Source organism: Brevibacillus sp. NSP2.1, assembly GCF_000470975.2.
Lineage (GTDB): Bacteria > Bacillota > Bacilli > Brevibacillales > Brevibacillaceae > Brevibacillus > Brevibacillus agri.
In genome coordinates this window covers 3,298,002-3,318,414 of record NZ_CP048274.1, presented here as the reverse complement: position 1 = coordinate 3,318,414, position 20,413 = coordinate 3,298,002, and the positions used below count along the sequence as shown (strand labels likewise).

Sequence of the window (20,413 nt, the reverse complement as noted above, 5' to 3'; positions counted from 1 at the left end):
GGACGAACCGTGCGTTCACGAGTCGGACAAACTATCCAATCCTATATGAGAGAACATCAGTCGCTCTATTGGTTTACGATTGTCCTGTTTGCCATGGGGATTATTTTCGGTGCCGTGCTCGTCAACTCGCTGCCACTTTCGCAAAAGCAGGAGCTGTACGGTTTTCTGCAATATTTTTTTAACAGCCTGAGCACGAGCGGCATCCCGGAGACGAGCGCCCATTTTCAGCAGTCGTTCGGGCATTATGCGAAAACGGTCGCGATCATGTGGGTGCTGGGCTTATCCATTATCGGCCTGCCGATGATTTTGCTGATGCTGTTTCTCAAAGGAGTCGTCGTCGGATTTACCGTCGGCTTTTTAGTCAGCCAGTTGCAGTGGAAAGGCGTGACGTTCGCCATGCTCGGCGTACTCCCGCAAAATTTGCTCGTCGTTCCGGCTCTGTTCATCATCGGCGTGAGCGGAATTTCTTTTTCTCTCCGGCTGATCCAGACCCGGCTGTTGAGCAAGCGCGATGTCATTGCCCCGCATTTCATGGGCTATACCGTGCTGGTCATTTCCATGCTGGGCGTGCTGACGCTGGCCGCTCTGTTCGAGACGTTTGTGTCGCCGAGACTGATGCAGCTCGTGCTCAATTAAGAATAATTATCAGGTAAGAACTCATGCATTTGACTTATTCGACGCCCCTCTACTATAATAGGAACAGGTTTCATGCGAGCGGGGAGGGGCATTAATGTTGGAAGAAAAATTAGAGAAGATCAAGCAACAGTTGCATTCACAAAACTACAAGCTGACACCACAGCGTGAAGCCACTGTTCGCGTCTTGCTGGAAAATGAAGAAGATCACTTGAGTGCGGAAGATGTTTATTTGCTGGTGAAGGATAAAGCGCCGGAAATCGGGCTTGCGACTGTATACAGAACTCTTGAGCTTTTGAGCGACTTGAAAATCCTTCATAAAATGAACTTCGGCGATGGGGTAGCCAGATACGACCTTCGCGATGACAATGCGGCTTACCACCACCATCACCTCATTTGCCTCAACTGCGGCACTGTGGACGAGATTTTTGAAGACTTGCTTGTCAGTGCAGAAGAAAAGGTCAAGAATGTTTACAACTTTGCTATTACCGACCACCGTCTTACCTTTTACGGGATTTGCGGTCGCTGCATTGACAAAGTAAACGTGGAGGACTTCAAATAAGCCAACTTCTCTGGGAACGGAGAAGTTTTTTTCTTTTCTCTTTCGGCGCTTTTGTAATGGCCGACGTTTTCCTGTGGCATCCTAAAACAGTACATGGAGACAGGAGGCGAGATGGCTTTTGATTATTGGCGTACCGAAAGAGATCAAAAATAACGAAAACCGCGTCGGGCTTACTCCTGCTGGCGCCAGCTCCTACAGGCAAGCAGGACACCGCGTGCTGGTAGAGACGCAGGCGGGAGTAGGCTCCGGCTTTACCGATGAAGACTATGCCGCAGCAGGGGCGGAAATTCAGCCGTCGGCAGAGGAAGTGTGGAAAAACGCCGACATGATCTGCAAGGTCAAGGAGCCGCTGCCTGACGAGTACCCGTACTTCCGGGAAAACCTGATTCTGTTTACGTATCTGCACCTCGCGCCGGAGCGGGAGCTGACCGAGCAGTTGCGGGCGAAAAAAGTGGTGGCAATCGCCTACGAGACGATCCAGACCGACAGCGGGGCACTGCCGCTGCTCATGCCGATGAGCGAAGTGGCGGGGAGGATGTCCGTTCAGATCGGGGCGCAGTTTCTAGAGAAGCCACACGGCGGAAAAGGCGTCCTTTTGGGCGGGGTCCCCGGTGTTTTGCCTGGGCGCGTCGTCATTGTAGGCGGGGGCATCGTCGGGACGAATGCGGCGCGAATGGCGATCGGGCTTGGGGCCAATGTCACTTTGCTCGACATTAACGCCAACCGGCTGCGCGAACTGGATGAAATGTTTGGCGGCAGGCTGCAGACGCTGATGTCCAACTCCTACAACATCGCCGAAGCGGTAAAAGACGCGGATTTACTGATTGGAGCCGTGCTCATTCCCGGCGCCCGCGCTCCGCGGCTGGTCACGGAGGAGATGGTCAAGACGATGTCGCCTGGCTCGGTCATTGTCGACGTGGCAATCGATCAGGGCGGCTCCATCGAGACGGTCGACCGCATATCCACCCACAGCGACCCGACGTATGTCCGGCATGGCGTCGTCCACTATTCGGTGGCCAACATGCCAGGGGCGGTACCGCGCACCTCGACGATTGCGTTGTCCAACGTGACGCTGCCGTACGGGCTTTTGCTCGCCAACAAAGAGTATCGGGCGGCGATTTCCCAGCATCGGGCCTTGGCGCGCGGGGTCAACGTGCTAAACGGACATATCGTTTACGAGGCTGTCGCCCGTTCGTTGAACTTGCCGTACACGCCGCTCGACGATGTGCTGCAGGAGCTTCCGCTGTAGAGCCGCATGGGCGAAGAGACAAGTGCATACATATGAAGAGAGCAGGGAGGTGGACAGATGGGGTTCCCGTATCGCCGGATGATGGAGGCGCTTCGCTTTTTGCTGTTATTCGTGACGTGCTCATTGCTCTCTTACGGTATCATCACGTTGCTTGCGGAAAAATTGCTGCCGGCCGACCCATACCACGAGCCGCACGGGAATGCCGTGAAGGTCGTGAAACTGATTAATTCCCCGCAAACACAGGACCTGGACGGCTACCTCGCGCGGTTGCAGTTGTTTTATTTGACGGGAGAGTAAATGCACTTTTTTGTGTGCGGGCAGCAGGAGATTTTTACTCGATGTGGAAAGCAATACAGGATACTTATCACCTGAAGGGGACAGCTTCATGGACAGTCTGATTGATCTATTTATCCATTTCCTCGCTGTGGAAAAGGGGCTATCGCGCAACACCCTGGAATCGTATCAGCGGGACATGGTCGCCTATACCTCGTATTTGCACGAGCAGGGCGTGACCCGGATCGAGGAATCAACGCGGACGCACATCATCGGCTACTTGCTCGTCCTGCGGGAAAAGGGGCGGGCAACCGCGACGCTTTCGCGCAATATGGCATCCATTCGCGCTTTCTACCAGTTTCTCGTTCGGGACAAAATCATCGACAAAGATCCTTCGATCCACCTGGAGACGCCCAAAATCGAAAAGCGCTTGCCAAAAGTGCTCTCGGTTGACGAAGTGGAGCGGCTTCTGGACAGTCCCCCTGTCAATCACCCGGCCGGGCTGCGGGACAAGGCGATGCTGGAACTGCTGTATGCGACAGGCATCCGCGTCTCTGAGCTGGTCAATCTGGACAAAGCGGATGTCAATCTGGATATGGGCTTTGTCAAATGCATGGGAAAAGGCTCCAAGGAACGGATTATTCCGCTTGGCTCCGTCGCCATTCAGATGGTCCGGCACTATTTGCAGGCAGGACGTCCCAAGCTGGTGAAGGGGACGGGCGAGTCAGCCTTGTTTCTCAATCATTTGGGCAAGCAGATCACGCGTCAGGGCTTTTGGAAAATTATCAAGCGCTATGCCGCGAAAGCGAATATCCGGGCGGAGATTACGCCGCATACCTTGCGTCATTCTTTTGCCACCCACCTGTTGGAAAACGGGGCGGACTTGCGCTCGGTACAGGAGATGCTCGGGCATGCGGATATTTCCACGACACAAATCTACACGCATGTGACCCGGACGAGGATCAAGGACATTTATGCCAAAACGCATCCGCGAGCGTAATGCCGATGCGGCTTGGGATACGATGAAGATACCCCCGACAACGCTAGACAAAAGAAACACAGATGACTCCGCCCGAGTCCGAGGCGGAGCAAGCTTATCTCCATCAGGTCAGACGTCTGACGACCTGGGATGAAACTTTATCCATTTTTTGAACTGGAGGCGTTAACATTGCGTTATTCACGTGTATTTCTGATCGTTATGGATAGCGTGGGAATCGGCGAACAGCCAGATGCTCCCAAATTCCGCGATGAAGGAGCCAACACTCTCGGCCATATCGCGGAGCGCGTCGCAGGCTTTGCTTTGCCGAACCTGCAAAAGCTCGGGCTCGGAAATATTGCCCCGCTAAAAGGCGTCCCTGCTGCGGAAGCTCCAGCCGCCCACTATGGGAAAATGCAGGAAATTTCCATGGGAAAAGATACGACGACAGGCCACTGGGAGATTATGGGCTTGCACGTCGCAACGCCGTTTCGGACGTATCCGGACGGTTTTCCAGCCGAGCTGATCGCGGAATTTGAACAGCGCATCGGGCGGAAGGTGCTTGGAAACAAAGTCGCTTCCGGTACGGATATTCTCGACGAGCTGGGCGAAGAGCACATGAAAACAGGGGCTGTCATTGTGTACACGTCTGCTGATAGCGTTTTCCAGGTGGCTGCCCACGAGGAAATCGTGCCGTTGGAGGAGCTGTATCGCATTTGCCAGGTGGCGCGCGAGCTTACTTTGCGGGATGAGTTTGCCGTGACGCGCGTGATCGCCAGACCGTTTGTCGGAGAGCCGGGCAACTTCACACGCACCGCCAATCGCCATGACTACTCCGTCAAGCCGTTCGAGCCGACCGTGATGAACCGTTTGCAGGATGCCGGACTGACCTCGATCGCGATCGGTAAAATCAGCGACATTTATGCCGAGGAAGGAATCACGCAGTCGATCCGAACCAAAGATAACATGGATGGCGTAGACCAATTGATCGGCACGATGAAGCAGTCGTTTACAGGTCTGTCGTTCGTCAACCTCGTCGACTTTGATGCGAAGTTCGGACATCGCCGCGATCCGGAAGGGTACGGCCAGGCGCTGATGGAGTTCGATGCCCGCATTCCGGAAATTTTGGCCGCCATGCGAGAAAACGACCTGCTCGTGATTACCGCTGACCACGGCAACGATCCGGTCCACCACGGAACCGACCATACGCGCGAATACGTTCCGCTCCTGGTGTACCACAAAGGCATACGCACAGGGGAAAACTTGGGCATTCGCGAAACATTTGCCGATCTCGGCGCGACGATTGCGGACAATTTTGGCGTGGCCGCTCCGGCAATCGGAAAAAGCTTCCTGAATCGTGTATAAAGGTTAAGTGATTATAAATATTTATATAGAAGAAACGTAACCGAAGAGGAGTGTTCACATATGGCAAATTTGCAAGAAGCAGTAGCGTTTATCGAACCAAAACTGGCGGAAAAGCCGACGATCGGGCTGGTATTGGGTTCCGGGCTGGGCGTTTTGGCCGATGAGATCGAAAATCCGGTCGTCATTCCGTACCACGAAATTCCGGGCTTCACCGTGTCCACGGTAGTCGGACACAAAGGGCAGCTCGTCATCGGCAAGCTGCAAGGCAAACAAGTAGTGGCGATGCAAGGCCGTTTCCACTTCTACGAAGGCCACGGGCTGGATGCAGTCGTTTTCCCGATCCGCGTGATGAAGCTTTTGGGCGTGGAGACGATCATCGTGACCAATGCGGCGGGCGGCATTAACGAAGGTTACGATCCGGGCGATCTGATGCTGATTTCCGACCATATCAACATGACTTTCCGCAACCCGCTGATCGGGCCAAACGACGACGAGCTGGGCGCGCGTTTCCCTGACATGTCCGAAGCGTACTCCAAAGAGCTGCGCCAACTGGCGCATCAAGTAGCGTCCGAGCAAGGCATCAAGCTGCGCGAAGGCGTGTACGTAGGATTGCTTGGCCCAAGCTACGAGACGCCGGCGGAAATCCGCATGCTCCGTCTGCTCGGCGGAGATGCCGTAGGGATGTCGACTGTTCCGGAAGTGATCGTCGCGCGCCACATGAAAGTAAAAGTGCTGGGCATTTCGTGCATCAGCAACATGGCAGCAGGCATTCTCGAACAGCCGCTTTCGCACGATGAAGTAATGGAGACGACCGAAAAAGTAAAAACGCAGTTCCTGGCATTGGTCAACGGCATCGTAGCCAAACTGTAAAGAACAAGGCGGAGGGGATTTTCTATGCGGATGGTCGATATGATTGCCAAAAAGCGTGACGGCGGCGAGCTGACAACCGAGGAAATACAGTTTCTCGTAGACGGATATACAGACGGAACCATTCCTGACTACCAGATGTCCGCCTGGGCGATGGCGGTTTTTTTCCGCGGCATGACAGCGCGCGAGACAGCAGATTTGACACTGGCTATGGCAGGCTCGGGCGAACAGCTCGACTTGTCCTCGCTGGCAGGCATCAAGGTGGACAAGCACAGCACGGGGGGAGTAGGCGACAAGACGACGCTTGTCGTCGCCCCTCTGGTGGCAGCAGCAGGCATTCCCGTAGCGAAAATGTCGGGCCGCGGCCTGGGCTACTCGGGAGGAACGATCGACAAGCTGGAGTCGTTTAGCGGCTTTCAGGTAGAGCGCACACGCGAGCAGTTTTTGCAGCAGGTGCGCGATATTGGCGTGTCCGTCATCGGGCAGTCCGGCAACCTGACTCCGGCAGACAAAAAACTGTACGCGCTGCGTGACGTGACAGCGACCGTAGAAGCGGTTCCGCTGATCGCAAGCTCGATCATGTCCAAAAAGATTGCGGCGGGCGCTGACGCCATCCTGCTCGACGTAAAAGTCGGCAAGGGTGCGTTCATGAAAAGCCTGGAAGAAGCGGAAACGCTGGCAAACGCGATGGTCGCAATCGGCAGCCAGGTCGGACGCAAAACGGTGGCGGTCATCAGCGACATGAACCAGCCGCTCGGCTTTGCCGTGGGCAATGCGCTGGAAGTGAAAGAAGCCGTAGAGACGCTGGCTGGCAGAGGGCCAAAAGATTTGACCGAGCTTGCCCTCTCGATTGGCTCGCGCATGCTTGTTTTGGGTGGACTCGTTTCCACTGTTGAGGAAGGCCGCGTCAAGCTGGAGGAACTGATGACGAGCGGCAAAGCCGTGGACAAGCTGGCCGAGATGGTGGAAGCGCAAGGCGGCGACAAACAGGACGTGTACGACCTATCCCGTTTGCCGCAGGCGAAAATCATTCATCAGGTTGTCGCAGAGCAGGATGGCTATGTGGAGGCGATTGACGCCGAAGCGGTAGGGCATGCCTCTGTCGTCCTGGGAGCTGGCCGTCTGACGAAGGAAATGCCGATCGATCTGGCGGTAGGCTTCGTGCTGCACAAAAAGCGGGGAGACGAAGTCCGGGCCGGCGAGGCGCTGATGACGATCCACGCCAACGACGAGCAGCTTTTGCAAAGCGCGCTGGAAGAATTGCGGAATGCCTTCTCTATTTCGACAACAATTCCGTCCGCCCAGCCGCTGATTTATAAAATCATCGAGGCGTAAATCGCGCCTTTTTCTTGAAGGATCAACAAAGGAAAGAGTGTGCCTGCCTGGGGTGCGCACACTCTTTCTGTGTGTAAAAATACAGTTTTTCGAGAAAATATAGTTGATTAAATTGTCATTTTCCTTTTCAATATGAGATAGGAAGTGCTTGTTTGATAATATAAAAAAATTTTTACTGTTCGGCTACACTTTATAATGTTTTATAATTCTACTTGTCAAATTTCGTTGACACCGCTATCATTTCAGATTACTTTTAATGTAACAGACAAATTATTAAAGATTTTTTCGAATTTCGTAAAAAAAGGATGGAGGTTCCCGGAAAAACGTATTTATGAGAAAGCTGGACCATGTTGACAAGCAGATTCTGCAAATCCTCCAGGAAGACGGACGAATCCCGTACACAGAAATCGCGCATCAACTTGGCGTGAGCGAGGGAACCATTCGATCTCGCATTACCCGTCTGTTGCAAGATGGAGTTTTTCAATTCGTTATTCATCCCGACCCGGCAAAGCTTGGGCTGAAAGTACAAGCAATCATCGGGTTGACCACCAAACTCGGTTCACAGAAAAATGTGGCAGAAGAGTTGAGCAAATTCTCTGCAGTCCGGTTTGTGGGGGCATTTAGCGGTAAGCACGACTTGATTATCCAAGCGTGTTTCCATAGCAATGACGAGCTGATCACTTTCGTCAATGAACGACTCTCTCAAATTGAAGGGATTGTAGGCGCGGATGTTTCGTTGGAACTGAAGCAGTACAAAGATTCCTTCTCTATCGTTCACGATGACGAGGTGACCCTGCAGTGAAAGGGGTTGATGCCTTCTAGCCGAAGTCAGCAAGCTTCGGGCCATGTTCGTTTTTTTCGTCCTTTATTTTCTGAAAAAAGACAAAAAAGAAAACGTACGGGGGGTTATTGCGTTGAAAAAGAATGTATTTGCACTTGTAAGCTCGATTGCAGTTTTGGGTACGGCATTGGCCGGTTGCGGTGGCCAGCAAGCTTCCACTCCAGCACAACCGTCAAACAATTCGAGCACCGAACAGCCTGCGGCAACACCAGAGGCAGAGAAAAAACCACAAGTTCTGAAACTGAACCTGCACTCTGAGCCACCTACGGCTGACCCTGGCCTTTCGGAAGACACTACTTCCGCAGCGATTATCCGCGCTACCTTTGACGGTCTCACCCGCATCGGAGAAGACGGAAAGCCTCATGAGGCGGCTGCCGAGAAAGTGGAAGTCTCTGAAGACATGCTGACCTACAAGTTCACCATTCGCGACGCAAAATGGAGCAATGGCGATCCGGTAACAGCGCACGACTTCGAGTACGCCTGGAAGCGGGCACTCGATCCGAAAACCGGAGCAAACTACGCTTATCAGCTCTACTACATTAAGAACGGTGAAAAAGCGAACAAAAACGAAGCTAAGCTTGATGATGTTGGTGTGAAGGCACTGGATGACAAGACTTTGGAAGTAAAGCTTGAAAATCCGACTCCATTCTTCCTGGAGCTGACTGCTTTCCCAACCTACTTCCCTGTTAACAAAAAAGTGATCGAAGCCAACGAGAAGTGGGCTGGCGAAGCGAAAACCCACGTGGGCAACGGCCCGTTCAAAATGGAATCCTGGGAGCACAAAAGCAAGCTCGTGCTCGTGAAAAACGAAAACTATTGGGACAAGGATGCCGTGAAGCTCGATCGCATCGAGTTCTCCATGGTAGAGGACGAGAACACCGAATTGTCCATGTTTGAAAACGGAGAACTGGATTGGGCGGGTGCTCCAATGAGCGCGCTGCCGACAGATGCGATTCCTGCGCTGAAGGAGCAAGGCAAAATTACGACCCAGCCAATCGCGGGTACGTACTGGTACAAGTTCAACGTGGAAAAACCTCCGTTCGATAATGTGAAGATTCGGAAAGCTTTTGCTTACTCGATTAACCGCCAAGCCCTGATTGACAATATTCTGCAAACCGGACAAATCCCGGCAACAGGGGCAGTACCGCCATCCATGGTCCTGAACCCGAACGGCTACTTCAAGGACAACGACCTGGAAACAGCGAAAAAGCTTTTGGAAGAAGGCATGAAAGAAAAAGGCCTGACAAAGCTGCCGCCAATTACCTTGTCGTACAACACTTCCGAAGGTCACAAAAAGATTGCGGAAGCGATCCAAGACCAATGGAAGAAAAACCTCGGAGTAGAAGTGAAGCTGGAAAACAAAGAGTGGAAAGTGTACCTGGAAGACATGCATGCGGGTAACTTCCAAGTAGGCCGTATGGGCTGGTTGGGCGACTTTAACGATCCAATCAACTTCCTGGAGCTGTACAAGGACAAACTGGGTGGAAACAACGATACGCGTTGGGAAAATCCGAAGTTCAAAGAGCTCCTGAACCAATCTGCTCTGGAAGCTGATCCGGAGAAGCGTAAGAAAATTCTCGCAGATGCCGAGCAAATCTTGATGGACGAAATGCCGATCATGCCAATTTACTTCTATACCAACTCTTGGGTACAGAAAGAAAACGTCAAAGGCGTTGTCATTGGCGGTCTGGGAGACGTCGACTGGAAATGGGCATACGTAGAGTAATCTAACTGAAGGAATCGGGTATTGCGGCAGAGGGTATATGGAAACCCATATACCTTCTGCTATGCAGTCCCTTCCCATAAATACCAGCTCGCAAACAAGCTGGAAAAGAAAAATATAGAGAAAAGTTTCAACGCAAGAGATCATTTTTGGGTTATTTACACAGCCGATTTTTGCACTGTGTCGGTAACGTCCGCAGTGTAAAGATGGGACGTGAAAGCAATCAAATCTGTCAAGGGGGTAAATTAGTTGATCCGTTATCTTGGTAAGCGCATCATCTTCATGCTCATCTCGCTCTTCCTGATTGTAACGGCCACCTTCTTCATCATGAAAGCGGTACCGGGTGGACCATTTACATCAGAGAAAAACGTTCCTGATGAGATTAAAGCGGCACTCGAGGCCAAATACAAGCTGAATTTGCCGCTGCACGAGCAGTACTTCGAATATTTGAAGGGTGTCGTTACTTGGGATTTGGGCCCGTCGTTTACAGAAAAATCTTCGACGGTAAACGAAATGATTAATCGCGGTTTCCCTGTATCAGCGCACTTGGGAGCACAAGCATTGCTCTTGGCAATCTTCGGAGGTATTATCCTTGGGGTGGTTGCAGCACTGAAGCATAACAAGTGGCAAGATTATTCCGCTATGGTGATAGCAGTTTTGGGGCTATCCGTTCCAGGTTTCATCTTGGCATCATTTTATCAGTATTTCTTCGCGATTCAATGGGGCCTTTTGCCTATCGCAAAATGGGAAGGCTTCGAGTACACGATTTTGCCATCTCTCGCACTCGCCGCGTCGCCAATGGCTTTTATCGCTCGTTTGACGCGTTCCAATATGATTGAAGTCCTTGGACAAGACTACATCAAAACGGCAAAAGCAAAAGGTCTGCACACCTTTACGATTACCGTGAAGCACGCAATTCGCAACGCGCTCTTGCCGGTTATTACTTACCTCGGTCCATTGATTGCCAACATCCTGACTGGTGCATTCGTTATCGAGCGTATCTTCGGGGTTCCTGGTCTGGGTCGTGAATTCGTATTGTCCATCACCAACCGCGACTACACGGTTATCATGGGGACAACGGTCTTCTACTCCATCATTCTCGTAGTGATGATCCTGATTGTGGACATCGCGTACACCTTGGTAGACCCACGAATTAAACTCGCAGACGCAGGAAGGGAGTAATGTGAAAATGCAGCAATTGACAAAAGAGCATTTTGAACCGATTTCGGTCGATCTTCGCCAAGCAGAAGCGATCAAGCGTCCGAGCCTCTCTTTCTGGGCGGATGTATGGCGTCGCTTGAAAATGAATAAAGTCGCGATGGCTTCCTTGATCTTTATCGTCGCGCTGATGGTATGTGCTGTCGTCATTCCGATGGTGTCTTCCAACGACTATTTCACAACCGATTTGGCTGGCAAAAACAAAAAGCCATCCGCTGAGCACTGGTTTGGTACGGATGACCTTGGACGCGACATGTTCGTGCGGATTTGGTACGGAGCTCGCATTTCCTTGGAAGTTGGTCTGGCTGCTGCCTTCATCGACTTGATTATCGGGGTCATCTGGGGCGGTATTGCCGGTTTCTATGGCGGTAAAGTAGACGAGATCATGATGCGTTTCGCTGATATTTTGTTCGCTATTCCGTACTTGCTTGTCGTTATTTTGCTGATGGTTGTCTTAGCCCCCGGGGTCGGCACGATCATTATCGCCTTGACGATAACGGGGTGGATTGGGATGGCCCGGATTGTGCGCGGGCAAATTTTGCAGCTCAAATCGCAAGAATTCGTGCTGGCAGCGCGCTCCCTTGGTGCTGACAGCGGCCGTTTGATCTTTAAACACCTGATTCCAAACGCTTTGGGTCCAATCATCGTTACGCTCAGCTTGACTGTACCGTCCGCGATTTTCGCAGAGTCTTTCCTGTCCTTTATCGGTTTGGGGGTAGCGGCGCCTGTTGCTTCCTGGGGCACGATGTCCTCAGAAGGTTTGCCTGCCATGAAGTACTATCCGTGGCGGTTGATGTTCCCGGCCCTTTTCATCTCCGTGACCATCTTGGCATTTAACTTGTTTGGTGACGGTCTGCGCGATGCAGTAGACCCACGCCTGCGTAAATAGGAGGGATCATCGTTATGGAACGCATTCTCGAAGTAAAAGACCTGCATGTCTCCTTCCATACGTATGCAGGTGAAGTCAAAGCAGTACGAGGCGTTAATTTTCACGTAAATCGCGGGGAAGCAGTAGCGATTGTAGGGGAGTCCGGTTGCGGTAAATCCGTAACCGCTCAAACCCTCATGAAGCTGATCCCGATGCCGCCAGGCGAGATCAAAAAAGGCGAAATCCTCTTTAATGGACAGAACATTGTCAAAAAGTCGAATAAAGAAATGGAATCCATCCGCGGAAAAGACATCGGGATGATTTTCCAGGACCCGATGACATCGTTGAACCCGACGATGACCATTGGCAACCAGATTACCGAGGGACTTATCAAGCACCAAAACATGAGCCGTGCAGCCGCTCGCGATCGCGCGATTGAGCTGTTGACCATGGTAGGTATCCCGCAACCGGAAAAACGTGTGGAGCAATATCCACACGAGTTTTCCGGCGGGATGCGCCAACGGGCGATGATCGCCATCTCTCTCGCCTGTTCGCCCAAGCTGTTGATAGCGGATGAGCCGACAACAGCTTTGGACGTAACGATTCAGGCTCAGATTTTGGATTTGATGAAAGACTTGCAAAAGAAAACGGGTACTTCCATTATCCTCATTACGCATGACCTTGGTGTTGTTGCTGAGATGTGCGACCGCGTAATCGTCATGTACGCTGGGAAAGTGATTGAAACGGGCACAGTAGATGACATTTTCTACAACCCGCAACATCCGTACACGAAAGGTCTGCTGCGCTCTGTGCCGCGTCTGGACTTGAACCGTGATGAGCCGTTGACTCCCATCTTCGGAACACCGCCGGACCTTCTGCGTCCGCCAGTGGGCTGTGGCTTCACCGCTCGCTGCGAATCGGCTATGCGTGTTTGCCAGGAGATCGATCCTGAGTTGAACGAAATCAGCACGACCCAACGAGCAGCATGCTGGCTGCAGCACCCGCTCGCTCAGAACCGCGCAGGATCGTAGGAGGAGGGTAAACAGTGGATAACCGTGAGACACTCATTGAAGTACGCAACTTGAAAAAGTTCTTTTCCATTGGCGATAATACTCTGAAAGCTGTGAATGATATCTCGTTTGAAATCAAACGGGGGGAAACTCTCGGGGTAGTAGGGGAGTCCGGCTGTGGGAAGTCCACCGCGGGTCGTACGATTCTTCGTTTATATGACGCGACTGGCGGGGACGTCCTCTTTGAAGGCAAAAGCATCATGAATTTGAATCATCAGGAAATGAAGGCCATGCGCCGCAACATGCAGATGATTTTCCAGGACCCGTACGCTTCCTTGAACCCGCGTATGACTGTTGGGGATATCATCGGCGAGGCGCTTGACATTCACGGCCTTGCTACCGGGCAAAAGCGCAAGGAACGCATCCAGGAGCTGCTTTCTTTGGTCAGCTTGAACCCTGAGCACATGAACCGCTTCCCGCACGAGTTTTCGGGCGGTCAGCGCCAACGTATCGGGATTGCCCGTGCGCTGGCTGTAGAACCTAAGTTTATTGTTTGTGACGAGCCGATTTCCGCTCTCGACGTATCCGTTCAGGCACAGGTTGTCAACCTGCTTGAGCAGCTTCAGGAAAGAATGGGCCTGACCTACATGTTCATTGCCCATGACCTGTCGATGGTGAAATACATCTCCGACCGCGTTGCCGTTATGTACCTGGGCAAAATGGTCGAGCTGGCCGAAAGCGACGCTTTGTATGAAAAACCGCTCCATCCTTATACGCAAGCCCTGTTGTCTGCGATTCCGATCCCAGACCCAGAGGTGGAGCGCAACCGCGAGCGCATCGTGCTGCAAGGTGATGTACCTAGCCCAATGAACCCGCCAAGCGGCTGTCATTTCCGCACGCGTTGCCCGAAAGCAATGCCGGAGTGCGCTGCATCTGTACCAGTATGGAAAGAAGTCGAGCCCGGACACTTCGCTGCTTGTCACTTGTACAATTAATCTTTTCATGAAGAAAGCGAGTTCTCGGATGCATCAGACCCGGAACTCGCTCCTTTCATAAAGGGAGGTTTTACCACTTGGAAAACAGGGTATAAGTACAGTTGATAACCTTTTTCAAGGGTATTTTTTTCAAAACCATCACTAGAAAATGTAGGGTATGAAAAGGAGGCAGCATCATGAGCCGATTTTTGTCGCCGAAATGGAAAAAGAAAGGGGCTGGGTTTTCGTTTTCTGGAAAAGGAAACATCAAGAGCCTGCTCGCCACAGAGAAACTGCGGGGCTCCCTGGCAACAAAGATGATTGTCTTTGGCTTGATTCTCGTACTTATCATTATTGGCTCGTTGCAATACATAGCGCTTTCTTTTTCAAAATCTACTTTGCTCTCCATTACTTCCAAGCAAGCGAAAATGCTGGCGGAGCAGCACGCGGCCAGCATGGAAGACTGGATTCAAACAATCGTGAAGTCGACAGAATCGGCTGCCGCCAAGCGCGTCATGATGACAGAGCTGGAGCCGTTGATTATGGAGCAGTTCACGCTGATGCGGCAATCGCATAAAGAAATATCCAAAATTTATTTGATAGACAGCAGCAGCGGGAGGTCGCTCTACTCCCTGACCGGGAAAAACGAGATTGACTTCAAGCAAAAGCAGTATTACCAACGGGTCATGAGTACCGGGAAAACGGTCATTTCAGACGAGGAAATTGTTGAGGGCATTAATAAGAGTTTTCTTTATATTGCGACACCTGTCGGGGAGAAAAACAGCGATACGAGCCGCATGTTCGTCGTCGGATTTACGATTGACCAGATGACGGAAAAAATTCCGGAAATCTCCTTCATGCAAAACGGATATGCGTTTGTCGTTCGGCAGGACGGGCTGGTCGTTGCTCACCAAAACCCGCAAAACAACAACAAGCTGGTGCTCGCAGGGCAGTCGGACTACGAGGAAATGCTGGAGTTGATGAAGCATGACATGAGCAACAGCCTGTTGTACTCCGATCACGGCAAAGATTCCTTCGCTGCCTTTGCGCCGATCCACCTGTTGAAGTGGAACGTCGTCCTGTCGACGGGCAGCGATGAAGTGTACGGCGAAGTGAATGGCATGTGGCTGTACTTTGTCCTGTTCAGCCTGCCGATTATTGCGCTGTCGGTATGGGCGATCTGGTGGTTCGCCAAGCGGATTCGCCTCTCGCTGTTTGCGATTGCCAGAGACATGGATCGCATCGGCTCAGGCCACTTCGACGTCCATGTCAACGTAAACGGCAATGACGAGCTGGCGATGGTAGGCCGCAAGATGAACGAGATGGCTGCCGAGCTGCGCAAGCTGATTGCGCTCGTGCAAGGACAAGCAACCCAGTTGAACGTGGCGACAGACGAGCTGACGCAGTTCGCCCAGGACAACAAAGGGGCGATCAGCGTCATCACTGACAACATCTCGACGATCGCGCAACGGGTTTCCACGCAGACGAACGAGGTGCAGGCGACGGCGACGACCGTCTCGGAAATCTCGCAAGGCGTCGAGCAGGTAGCGATCGCGGCGGAGTCCACTTCGATTGCGACGACGCGGACGTTTGAGCGCGCCCAGGGCGGTATGCAACTGGTCGAGGACGTCATTGACACGGTACGCCGCGCGACAGGCGAGGTGGAACGCACAGCCGCGCAAATGCACAGCTTGCGCGAGCGGGCCCGCGAGATTACCAGTATCGTCGAAATGATTACGAGCATCGCCTCACAGACAAATTTGCTCGCGTTGAACGCGGCGATTGAGGCGGCGCGCGCAGGCGAAGCAGGACGCGGCTTCTCGGTCGTGGCGAGCGAGGTGCGCAAGCTGGCAGAAGAGAGCAGCTCCTTCTCCGAGCGCATTGCCGCTATCGCTCACTCGATTAACGATGAAGCGATGGATATGAGCAAGCATATGGACGAAATCGTCACGATGGTAGGCGGCGGCTTGAAGTCTGTCGAGTCTGTGGGCACGACGTTCCAAAACATCGTGGCGGAGATTCAGTCGGCTGCGGAGCAGAGCGAGTCCATGACGGCGACCTCCGAGGAAATGGCTGCGGGCAATCAGGTTGTAACCAATTCGATGCAGCGTCTGGCCAGCATGTCCGACGAAATCAGCGAGTCGATCTCCGGGGTTGTCGAGACGGTAGACGAGCAGTTGAATTCGATTGCGCGCATCAACGAAAATGTGGAACAACTGAAAAAGATGGCAGACGAATTGACGGAAAATGTCAGCCGTTTTGTGATCTAAAACGAATCCCTTCTGCGAAATGCGGAAGGGATTTTTTTTGTGAATATTTTCCTACCCCCTTGGTGAGAATAAAACCATGAATGGAGGGAAGGGACTGCTATGAAACGGATAGGATACTTGGCTTCTTGCTTCATCATGTGTGTGACCATCTTTTCTCCGATGGGTGCGTTGGCAAAAGAAAAAGCAGCTCCGCCAAACAGCGAGATGAATTTTGCCCCGCACGCCTCGTCTGCGATCATGATTGAAGCAGACACGGGAACGGTGTTGTACGAAAAAAATGCAAACGAAAAAATGCCACCCGCCAGCATCACCAAGGTGATGACGATGCTCTTGATTATGGAGGCGGTGGAGCGGGGAGAGCTTAAATTTACCGATAAGGTTAGAACCAGCGAACGAGCAGCGTCGATGGGCGGCTCGCAAATCTTTTTGCAGCCCGGCGAGGAAATGACGGTAGAGGACATGATAAAAGGCATCGCGATCGCCTCGGGCAACGACGCTTCAGTCGCCATGGCAGAGCATCTCGCCGGAACGGAAGAGAGCTTTGTCAACCGGATGAACGAGCGGGCGAAGCAGTTGGGGATGAAAAACACGCATTTTGTCAACTCTAACGGCTTGCCTGCGGAAAATCACTACTCCTCTGCGGCAGACATCGCGATCATGTCGCGTGAGCTGCTGAAGCACGAAGGGATTACGAAGTTTACCGGGACGTACCAGGATTATTTGCGCAAAGACTCGGCAAGCCCGTTCTGGTTGGTCAATACGAACCGGCTCGTCCGTTTTTACGAAGGCGTAGACGGCTTGAAGACCGGCTTTACAGGCGAGGCCAAGTACTGCCTGACCGCTACCGCCAAACGCAACAATATGCGCATCATCGCGGTCGTTATGGGCGAGCCTGACGTCAAGACGCGCAACAACGAAGTGTCCACGATGTTCAACTACGCTTTCACCCATTTCCAGGTGATGCCGATGTACAAAAAAGGCGAGACGGTGGAGTCGCTCACGGTGGATAAAGGGCAGACGCCCAAAGTCAACGTGGTGACGCCACAAGCCGTCAGCCTGCTGATGAAAAAAGGCGAGTCGGCGGACACGTACACGAAAGAAGTCGTCATGAACCGCTCCGTCAACGCTCCACTCTCGAAGGACCAGGTCGTCGGCCATATTTTCATCCGCACGAAAGACGGCCGCGAAGTAAACCGGATTGACCTGTTCCCGGAGCAACAAGTGAATAAAGCAAGCATGTGGGAGATTCTCAAGCGAACCACCAAGGGCGTTTTGATTAGTTACTGACAGACAGCAAAGAAGCGCGAAAAGAATCGAGTTGCCTCGAATGCGATGGCGCGGCTGCTCGATTTTTTTGTTCTTTTGTCGCCTGGCAGGAATTGGTTTGGGCGAAGCAGAAAGAGAGGGTTATTCAAGGGAGAAGGAGTGAGTCAGCCATGAGTTTACGGATTGCGATGGAGACCCGGCAGGACGTGCTGGTGATCCGCTTGCAGGGAGAGCTGGACCATCATACAGCCGAAGAGCTGCGCAGCAAAGTGGATGATATTTTGCGTACACCCAACATTCGTCATATCGTACTGAGCCTGGCTGATTTGGCTTTCATGGACAGTTCCGGTATCGGCGTGATTTTGGGGCGCTACAAGCAAATATCCGCCCGCTCGGGGGAAATGTACGTATGCTCGATCAACCCCACCATTTACCGGATCTTTGAAATGTCTGGCCTGTTCAAAGTAATCAAGTTCCGCGAAAATGAAGCAGATGCTCTGCTTGTTCTGGGGGTGGCGTAAATGAAGGTACAGCGCAATTTTATGTCCGTATCGTTTGCTGCACTGAGCCAAAATGAGGCGTTTGCGCGAATTGCGGTCGCTTCGTTTATCTCGCAGCTCGACATCACGATGGATGAGCTGGAGGAGATCAAGACGGTTGTATCCGAGGCTGTCACGAACGCCATCATTCACGGCTACGACGAAAATCCAGAGGGCGTGGTACATATCTCTGTGCGAATCGACGAGGGAGCTGTGGAGCTGGTCGTGGAGGACAACGGAAAAGGAATCGAGGATGTGGAGCAGGCGATGCAGCCGCTTTATACGACCAAGCCTGAGCTGGAGCGCTCGGGAATGGGCTTTACCATTATGGAGAATTTCATGGATTCTTTGGAAGTCGCGACGGCTGTTGGTAAAGGGACAACCGTTCGTCTGACCAAACGCCTGTCGTTTGCCAAAGCCTTGCAAAATTAGGGGTAGTGCCAATGGGTGCCGATATCAAAAATGCGAGTCAACCATTTCTGACCAATGACCAAGTGAAAGAGCTAATCGCCAAAAGCCAGGCTGGAGACACCGAAGCGCGCGAGCTTCTTGTGAACAGCAATATCCGGTTGGTCTGGTCCGTCGTCCAGCGCTTTATCAACCGAGGGTACGAAGCGGATGATTTGTTTCAAATTGGTTGTATTGGCCTCTTGAAAGCTGTGGACAAATTCGACCTTTCCTATGACGTCAGGTTCTCGACGTATGCCGTGCCGATGATTATTGGCGAAATCCAACGGTTTTTGCGTGATGACGGCACAGTCAAGGTTAGTCGATCGCTCAAGGAGACCGCGAACAAGGTGCGACGAACAAAGGATGAGCTGTACAAGCAATTTGGCCGCGCACCCACGATTGCCGAGGTGGCAGACGCCGTCGGAATCACGCCGGAGGAAGTGGTGTTTGCCCAGGAAGCGAATCGGGCGCCTTCCTCGATTCACGAGACAGTCTTTGAGAATGACGGAGACCCGATTACGCTGATCGACCAGATCGCCGACGAAGGCGTGAACAAGTGGTTTGAAAAAATCGCGCTGAAGGATGCGATCAGTCGGTTGAGCGAGCGCGAGCAGCTCATTGTCTATTTGCGCTACTACAAAGACCAGACCCAGTCTGAGGTGGCGGAGCGGCTCGGAATCTCCCAGGTTCAGGTGTCCCGTCTGGAGAAGCGCATTTTGCAAACGATCAAGGATCAGATCGAACACTGATAGCCGAATAGAAGGATGGAAAACACCGAAGCCTGGCGCTTGGGTGTTTTTGGTTTGCCTGTACATGGCAGCCGCAGCCTTTTTTAGGGTATGGATTTTGGCTGCGGGCACATACTACGGGATAAATGAGCACGTTTTAGGCAGGGAGGAGTTTTCATGAAAGACGCGCTGTTTCTCCGTCTGAGAAAGCGTCTGGCAGTCAAGCCGGAGGCGATGATTACGCTAGGGGATATTTGCCAGCTTTTTTGGGATGGGAAACGCGAGGATGCGTTAAAGCGAATGCCAATCTATCAGGTCAAGCCGACGGACGGCAACTTGATCGTCATCGACATCATGCAGGTTATCCAGAGAGTCCGCTCCGTCTATCCGGAAGTCGAGCTGGAAATCCAGGGAGCGCCGCAAATCATTGTGGAAGTGCTGAACCCGCGGAAAAAAGCGAACCCTGTGCTGGTTGCGCTCGTCTGGCTGCTTTTGTTCATCGGCTCGGGCCTGGCGATTATGAACTTCCACACGGACGTCAGCATGCGCGAGGTGCACGAGCGCATTTTTTATCTCATCACGGGTGAGCAGAGCAAGCAGCCGCTCTGGCTGCAGATTCCGTATTCGATCGGGATCGGCATGGGGATGATTTTGTTTTTCAACCATATTTTCGAGAAAAAAATCAACGAAGAGCCAAGCCCCCTGGAAGTGGAGCTGTTCATGTACCAGCAAAGCCTCGACCAGTACTACATCCAGAACGAGAACAAAGAAAACCAGCGAACGAAGCTATGAGCGTATGGGCATGCGGCTTGCTGGTCTTGATTGGACTGGGCGGCGGGCTTGCGGTGGGGAGCGGGCTTGTCGCCTTCATTACCGTGCTGGACATTATCCCGAGGCTGACGCAACTGACCAACGCTCACCGTCATATTCGCGCACTGGAATGGGCCTTGGTGATGGGGGCGCTTTTTTTTACGCTGATTGACTTTTTTCACGTCAAAGCTCATATGCCAGTCGTCGTTACCTCGCTTTACGGGCTGTTTGCGGGCGTATTTGTCGGCACACTGGCTGCCGGCTTGACCGAGGTGCTGAACGTCTTTCCGATTTTGGCGAAGCGGATCAGCATGGATGGCAGTCTGCTGTTTCTGTTGATGGCGGTCGTGTTCGGCAAAGTCACCGGCTCGCTTCTGCAATGGCTCTTGCATCTGTGAATTGGTAAATACCGCTATTCATAGGCAAAGTTTGAAGAAGGAAAGATAGAGGTAGGGG

The 20,413-nt window shown here is 52.4% G+C and carries 21 protein-coding genes; all 21 read left to right on the top strand.

The window, feature by feature from the left end:
- Positions 1-9 precede the first annotated feature (9 nt).
- Positions 10-636 (top strand): stage II sporulation protein M, encoded by a 627-nt coding sequence (gene spoIIM / locus M655_RS16030; RefSeq protein WP_005827353.1) that lies wholly within the window; start codon positions 10-12, stop codon positions 634-636.
- A 94-nt stretch (positions 637-730) separates the two neighbouring features.
- On the top strand, positions 731-1,195 hold the full coding sequence (fur, locus tag M655_RS16025; protein ID WP_005827355.1) for a ferric iron uptake transcriptional regulator: 465 nt from the start codon (positions 731-733) through the stop codon (positions 1,193-1,195).
- 118 nt (positions 1,196-1,313) lie between these two features.
- Entirely contained in the window at positions 1,314-2,444 is a 1,131-nt protein-coding gene (gene ald, locus M655_RS16020; protein ID WP_005827356.1) for an alanine dehydrogenase, read from the top strand.
- A gap of 57 nt (positions 2,445-2,501) precedes the next feature.
- Entirely contained in the window at positions 2,502-2,741 is a 240-nt protein-coding gene (locus M655_RS16015; RefSeq protein WP_005827357.1) for a YqzK family protein, read from the top strand.
- Positions 2,742-2,829: 88 nt separating this feature from the next.
- On the top strand, positions 2,830-3,717 hold the full coding sequence (xerD, locus tag M655_RS16010; RefSeq protein WP_005827359.1) for a site-specific tyrosine recombinase XerD: 888 nt from the start codon (positions 2,830-2,832) through the stop codon (positions 3,715-3,717).
- A 168-nt stretch (positions 3,718-3,885) separates the two neighbouring features.
- Positions 3,886-5,058, top strand: coding sequence for a phosphopentomutase (deoB, locus tag M655_RS16005; protein ID WP_007785537.1), 1,173 nt, complete (start codon positions 3,886-3,888; stop codon positions 5,056-5,058).
- A gap of 60 nt (positions 5,059-5,118) precedes the next feature.
- On the top strand, positions 5,119-5,928 hold the full coding sequence (locus M655_RS16000; protein ID WP_005827361.1) for a purine-nucleoside phosphorylase: 810 nt from the start codon (positions 5,119-5,121) through the stop codon (positions 5,926-5,928).
- A 24-nt stretch (positions 5,929-5,952) separates the two neighbouring features.
- A complete protein-coding gene (locus tag M655_RS15995; RefSeq protein WP_005827363.1) occupies positions 5,953-7,260 on the top strand; it encodes a pyrimidine-nucleoside phosphorylase in 1,308 nt (435 codons plus the stop codon).
- Positions 7,261-7,591: 331 nt separating this feature from the next.
- Complete coding sequence (locus M655_RS15990) at positions 7,592-8,062, top strand: Lrp/AsnC family transcriptional regulator (RefSeq protein ID WP_005827364.1); 471 nt, start codon at positions 7,592-7,594, stop codon at positions 8,060-8,062.
- Between the two features lie 112 nt (positions 8,063-8,174).
- Positions 8,175-9,827 (top strand): peptide ABC transporter substrate-binding protein, encoded by a 1,653-nt coding sequence (locus tag M655_RS15985; RefSeq protein ID WP_007785533.1) that lies wholly within the window; start codon positions 8,175-8,177, stop codon positions 9,825-9,827.
- 246 nt (positions 9,828-10,073) lie between these two features.
- Positions 10,074-11,006 carry an ABC transporter permease gene (locus tag M655_RS15980; RefSeq protein ID WP_005827367.1) on the top strand — a complete coding sequence of 311 codons (933 nt, stop codon included), beginning with the start codon at positions 10,074-10,076 and terminating at the stop codon, positions 11,004-11,006.
- Between the two features lie 7 nt (positions 11,007-11,013).
- Positions 11,014-11,931 carry an ABC transporter permease gene (locus M655_RS15975; protein ID WP_005827368.1) on the top strand — a complete coding sequence of 306 codons (918 nt, stop codon included), beginning with the start codon at positions 11,014-11,016 and terminating at the stop codon, positions 11,929-11,931.
- A 14-nt stretch (positions 11,932-11,945) separates the two neighbouring features.
- On the top strand, positions 11,946-12,941 hold the full coding sequence (locus tag M655_RS15970) for an ABC transporter ATP-binding protein (RefSeq protein WP_005827369.1): 996 nt from the start codon (positions 11,946-11,948) through the stop codon (positions 12,939-12,941).
- Between the two features lie 14 nt (positions 12,942-12,955).
- Positions 12,956-13,915: an ABC transporter ATP-binding protein gene (locus M655_RS15965; RefSeq protein ID WP_005827370.1), complete on the top strand. Its 960-nt coding sequence runs from the start codon at positions 12,956-12,958 to the stop codon at positions 13,913-13,915.
- Positions 13,916-14,091: 176 nt separating this feature from the next.
- Complete coding sequence (locus M655_RS15960) at positions 14,092-16,164, top strand: methyl-accepting chemotaxis protein (protein WP_005827371.1); 2,073 nt, start codon at positions 14,092-14,094, stop codon at positions 16,162-16,164.
- Positions 16,165-16,263: 99 nt separating this feature from the next.
- The gene (locus M655_RS15955; protein WP_005827372.1) at positions 16,264-17,451 is read left to right on the top strand and encodes a D-alanyl-D-alanine carboxypeptidase family protein; all 1,188 of its coding nucleotides are present in this window, start codon (positions 16,264-16,266) and stop codon (positions 17,449-17,451) included.
- A gap of 149 nt (positions 17,452-17,600) precedes the next feature.
- Entirely contained in the window at positions 17,601-17,951 is a 351-nt protein-coding gene (gene spoIIAA, locus M655_RS15950) for an anti-sigma F factor antagonist (RefSeq protein ID WP_005827373.1), read from the top strand.
- On the top strand, positions 17,952-18,401 hold the full coding sequence (gene spoIIAB, locus M655_RS15945; protein ID WP_005827374.1) for an anti-sigma F factor: 450 nt from the start codon (positions 17,952-17,954) through the stop codon (positions 18,399-18,401). It begins immediately after the preceding gene.
- Between the two features lie 11 nt (positions 18,402-18,412).
- On the top strand, positions 18,413-19,168 hold the full coding sequence (sigF, locus tag M655_RS15940; protein WP_005827375.1) for an RNA polymerase sporulation sigma factor SigF: 756 nt from the start codon (positions 18,413-18,415) through the stop codon (positions 19,166-19,168).
- Between the two features lie 156 nt (positions 19,169-19,324).
- Positions 19,325-19,939, top strand: coding sequence for a stage V sporulation protein AA (locus M655_RS15935; protein WP_005827376.1), 615 nt, complete (start codon positions 19,325-19,327; stop codon positions 19,937-19,939).
- Positions 19,936-20,355, top strand: a complete 420-nt coding sequence (locus M655_RS15930) for a stage V sporulation protein AB (protein ID WP_007785524.1) — start codon at positions 19,936-19,938, stop codon at positions 20,353-20,355. The genes M655_RS15935 and M655_RS15930 overlap by 4 nt, the downstream gene beginning before the upstream one ends.
- Positions 20,356-20,413 lie beyond the last annotated feature (58 nt).

Bases quoted from the DNA above. Each gene is read 5' to 3' on its own strand.
- spoIIAB (WP_005827374.1), top strand. From the start codon at position 17,952: ATGAAGGTACAGCGCAATTTTATGTCCGTATCGTTTGCTGCACTGAGC.
- M655_RS15995 (WP_005827363.1), top strand. From the start codon at position 5,953: ATGCGGATGGTCGATATGATTGCCAAAAAGCGTGACGGCGGCGAGCTG.
- M655_RS15935 (WP_005827376.1), top strand. From the start codon at position 19,325: ATGAAAGACGCGCTGTTTCTCCGTCTGAGAAAGCGTCTGGCAGTCAAG.
- M655_RS16000 (WP_005827361.1), top strand. From the start codon at position 5,119: ATGGCAAATTTGCAAGAAGCAGTAGCGTTTATCGAACCAAAACTGGCG.
- M655_RS15930 (WP_007785524.1), top strand. From the start codon at position 19,936: ATGAGCGTATGGGCATGCGGCTTGCTGGTCTTGATTGGACTGGGCGGC.
- fur (WP_005827355.1), top strand. From the start codon at position 731: ATGTTGGAAGAAAAATTAGAGAAGATCAAGCAACAGTTGCATTCACAA.
- M655_RS15990 (WP_005827364.1), top strand. From the start codon at position 7,592: ATGAGAAAGCTGGACCATGTTGACAAGCAGATTCTGCAAATCCTCCAG.
- spoIIAA (WP_005827373.1), top strand. From the start codon at position 17,601: ATGAGTTTACGGATTGCGATGGAGACCCGGCAGGACGTGCTGGTGATC.
- xerD (WP_005827359.1), top strand. From the start codon at position 2,830: ATGGACAGTCTGATTGATCTATTTATCCATTTCCTCGCTGTGGAAAAG.
- M655_RS16015 (WP_005827357.1), top strand. From the start codon at position 2,502: ATGGGGTTCCCGTATCGCCGGATGATGGAGGCGCTTCGCTTTTTGCTG.
- M655_RS15970 (WP_005827369.1), top strand. From the start codon at position 11,946: ATGGAACGCATTCTCGAAGTAAAAGACCTGCATGTCTCCTTCCATACG.
- M655_RS15955 (WP_005827372.1), top strand. From the start codon at position 16,264: ATGAAACGGATAGGATACTTGGCTTCTTGCTTCATCATGTGTGTGACC.
- sigF (WP_005827375.1), top strand. From the start codon at position 18,413: ATGGGTGCCGATATCAAAAATGCGAGTCAACCATTTCTGACCAATGAC.
- M655_RS15960 (WP_005827371.1), top strand. From the start codon at position 14,092: ATGAGCCGATTTTTGTCGCCGAAATGGAAAAAGAAAGGGGCTGGGTTT.
- M655_RS15975 (WP_005827368.1), top strand. From the start codon at position 11,014: ATGCAGCAATTGACAAAAGAGCATTTTGAACCGATTTCGGTCGATCTT.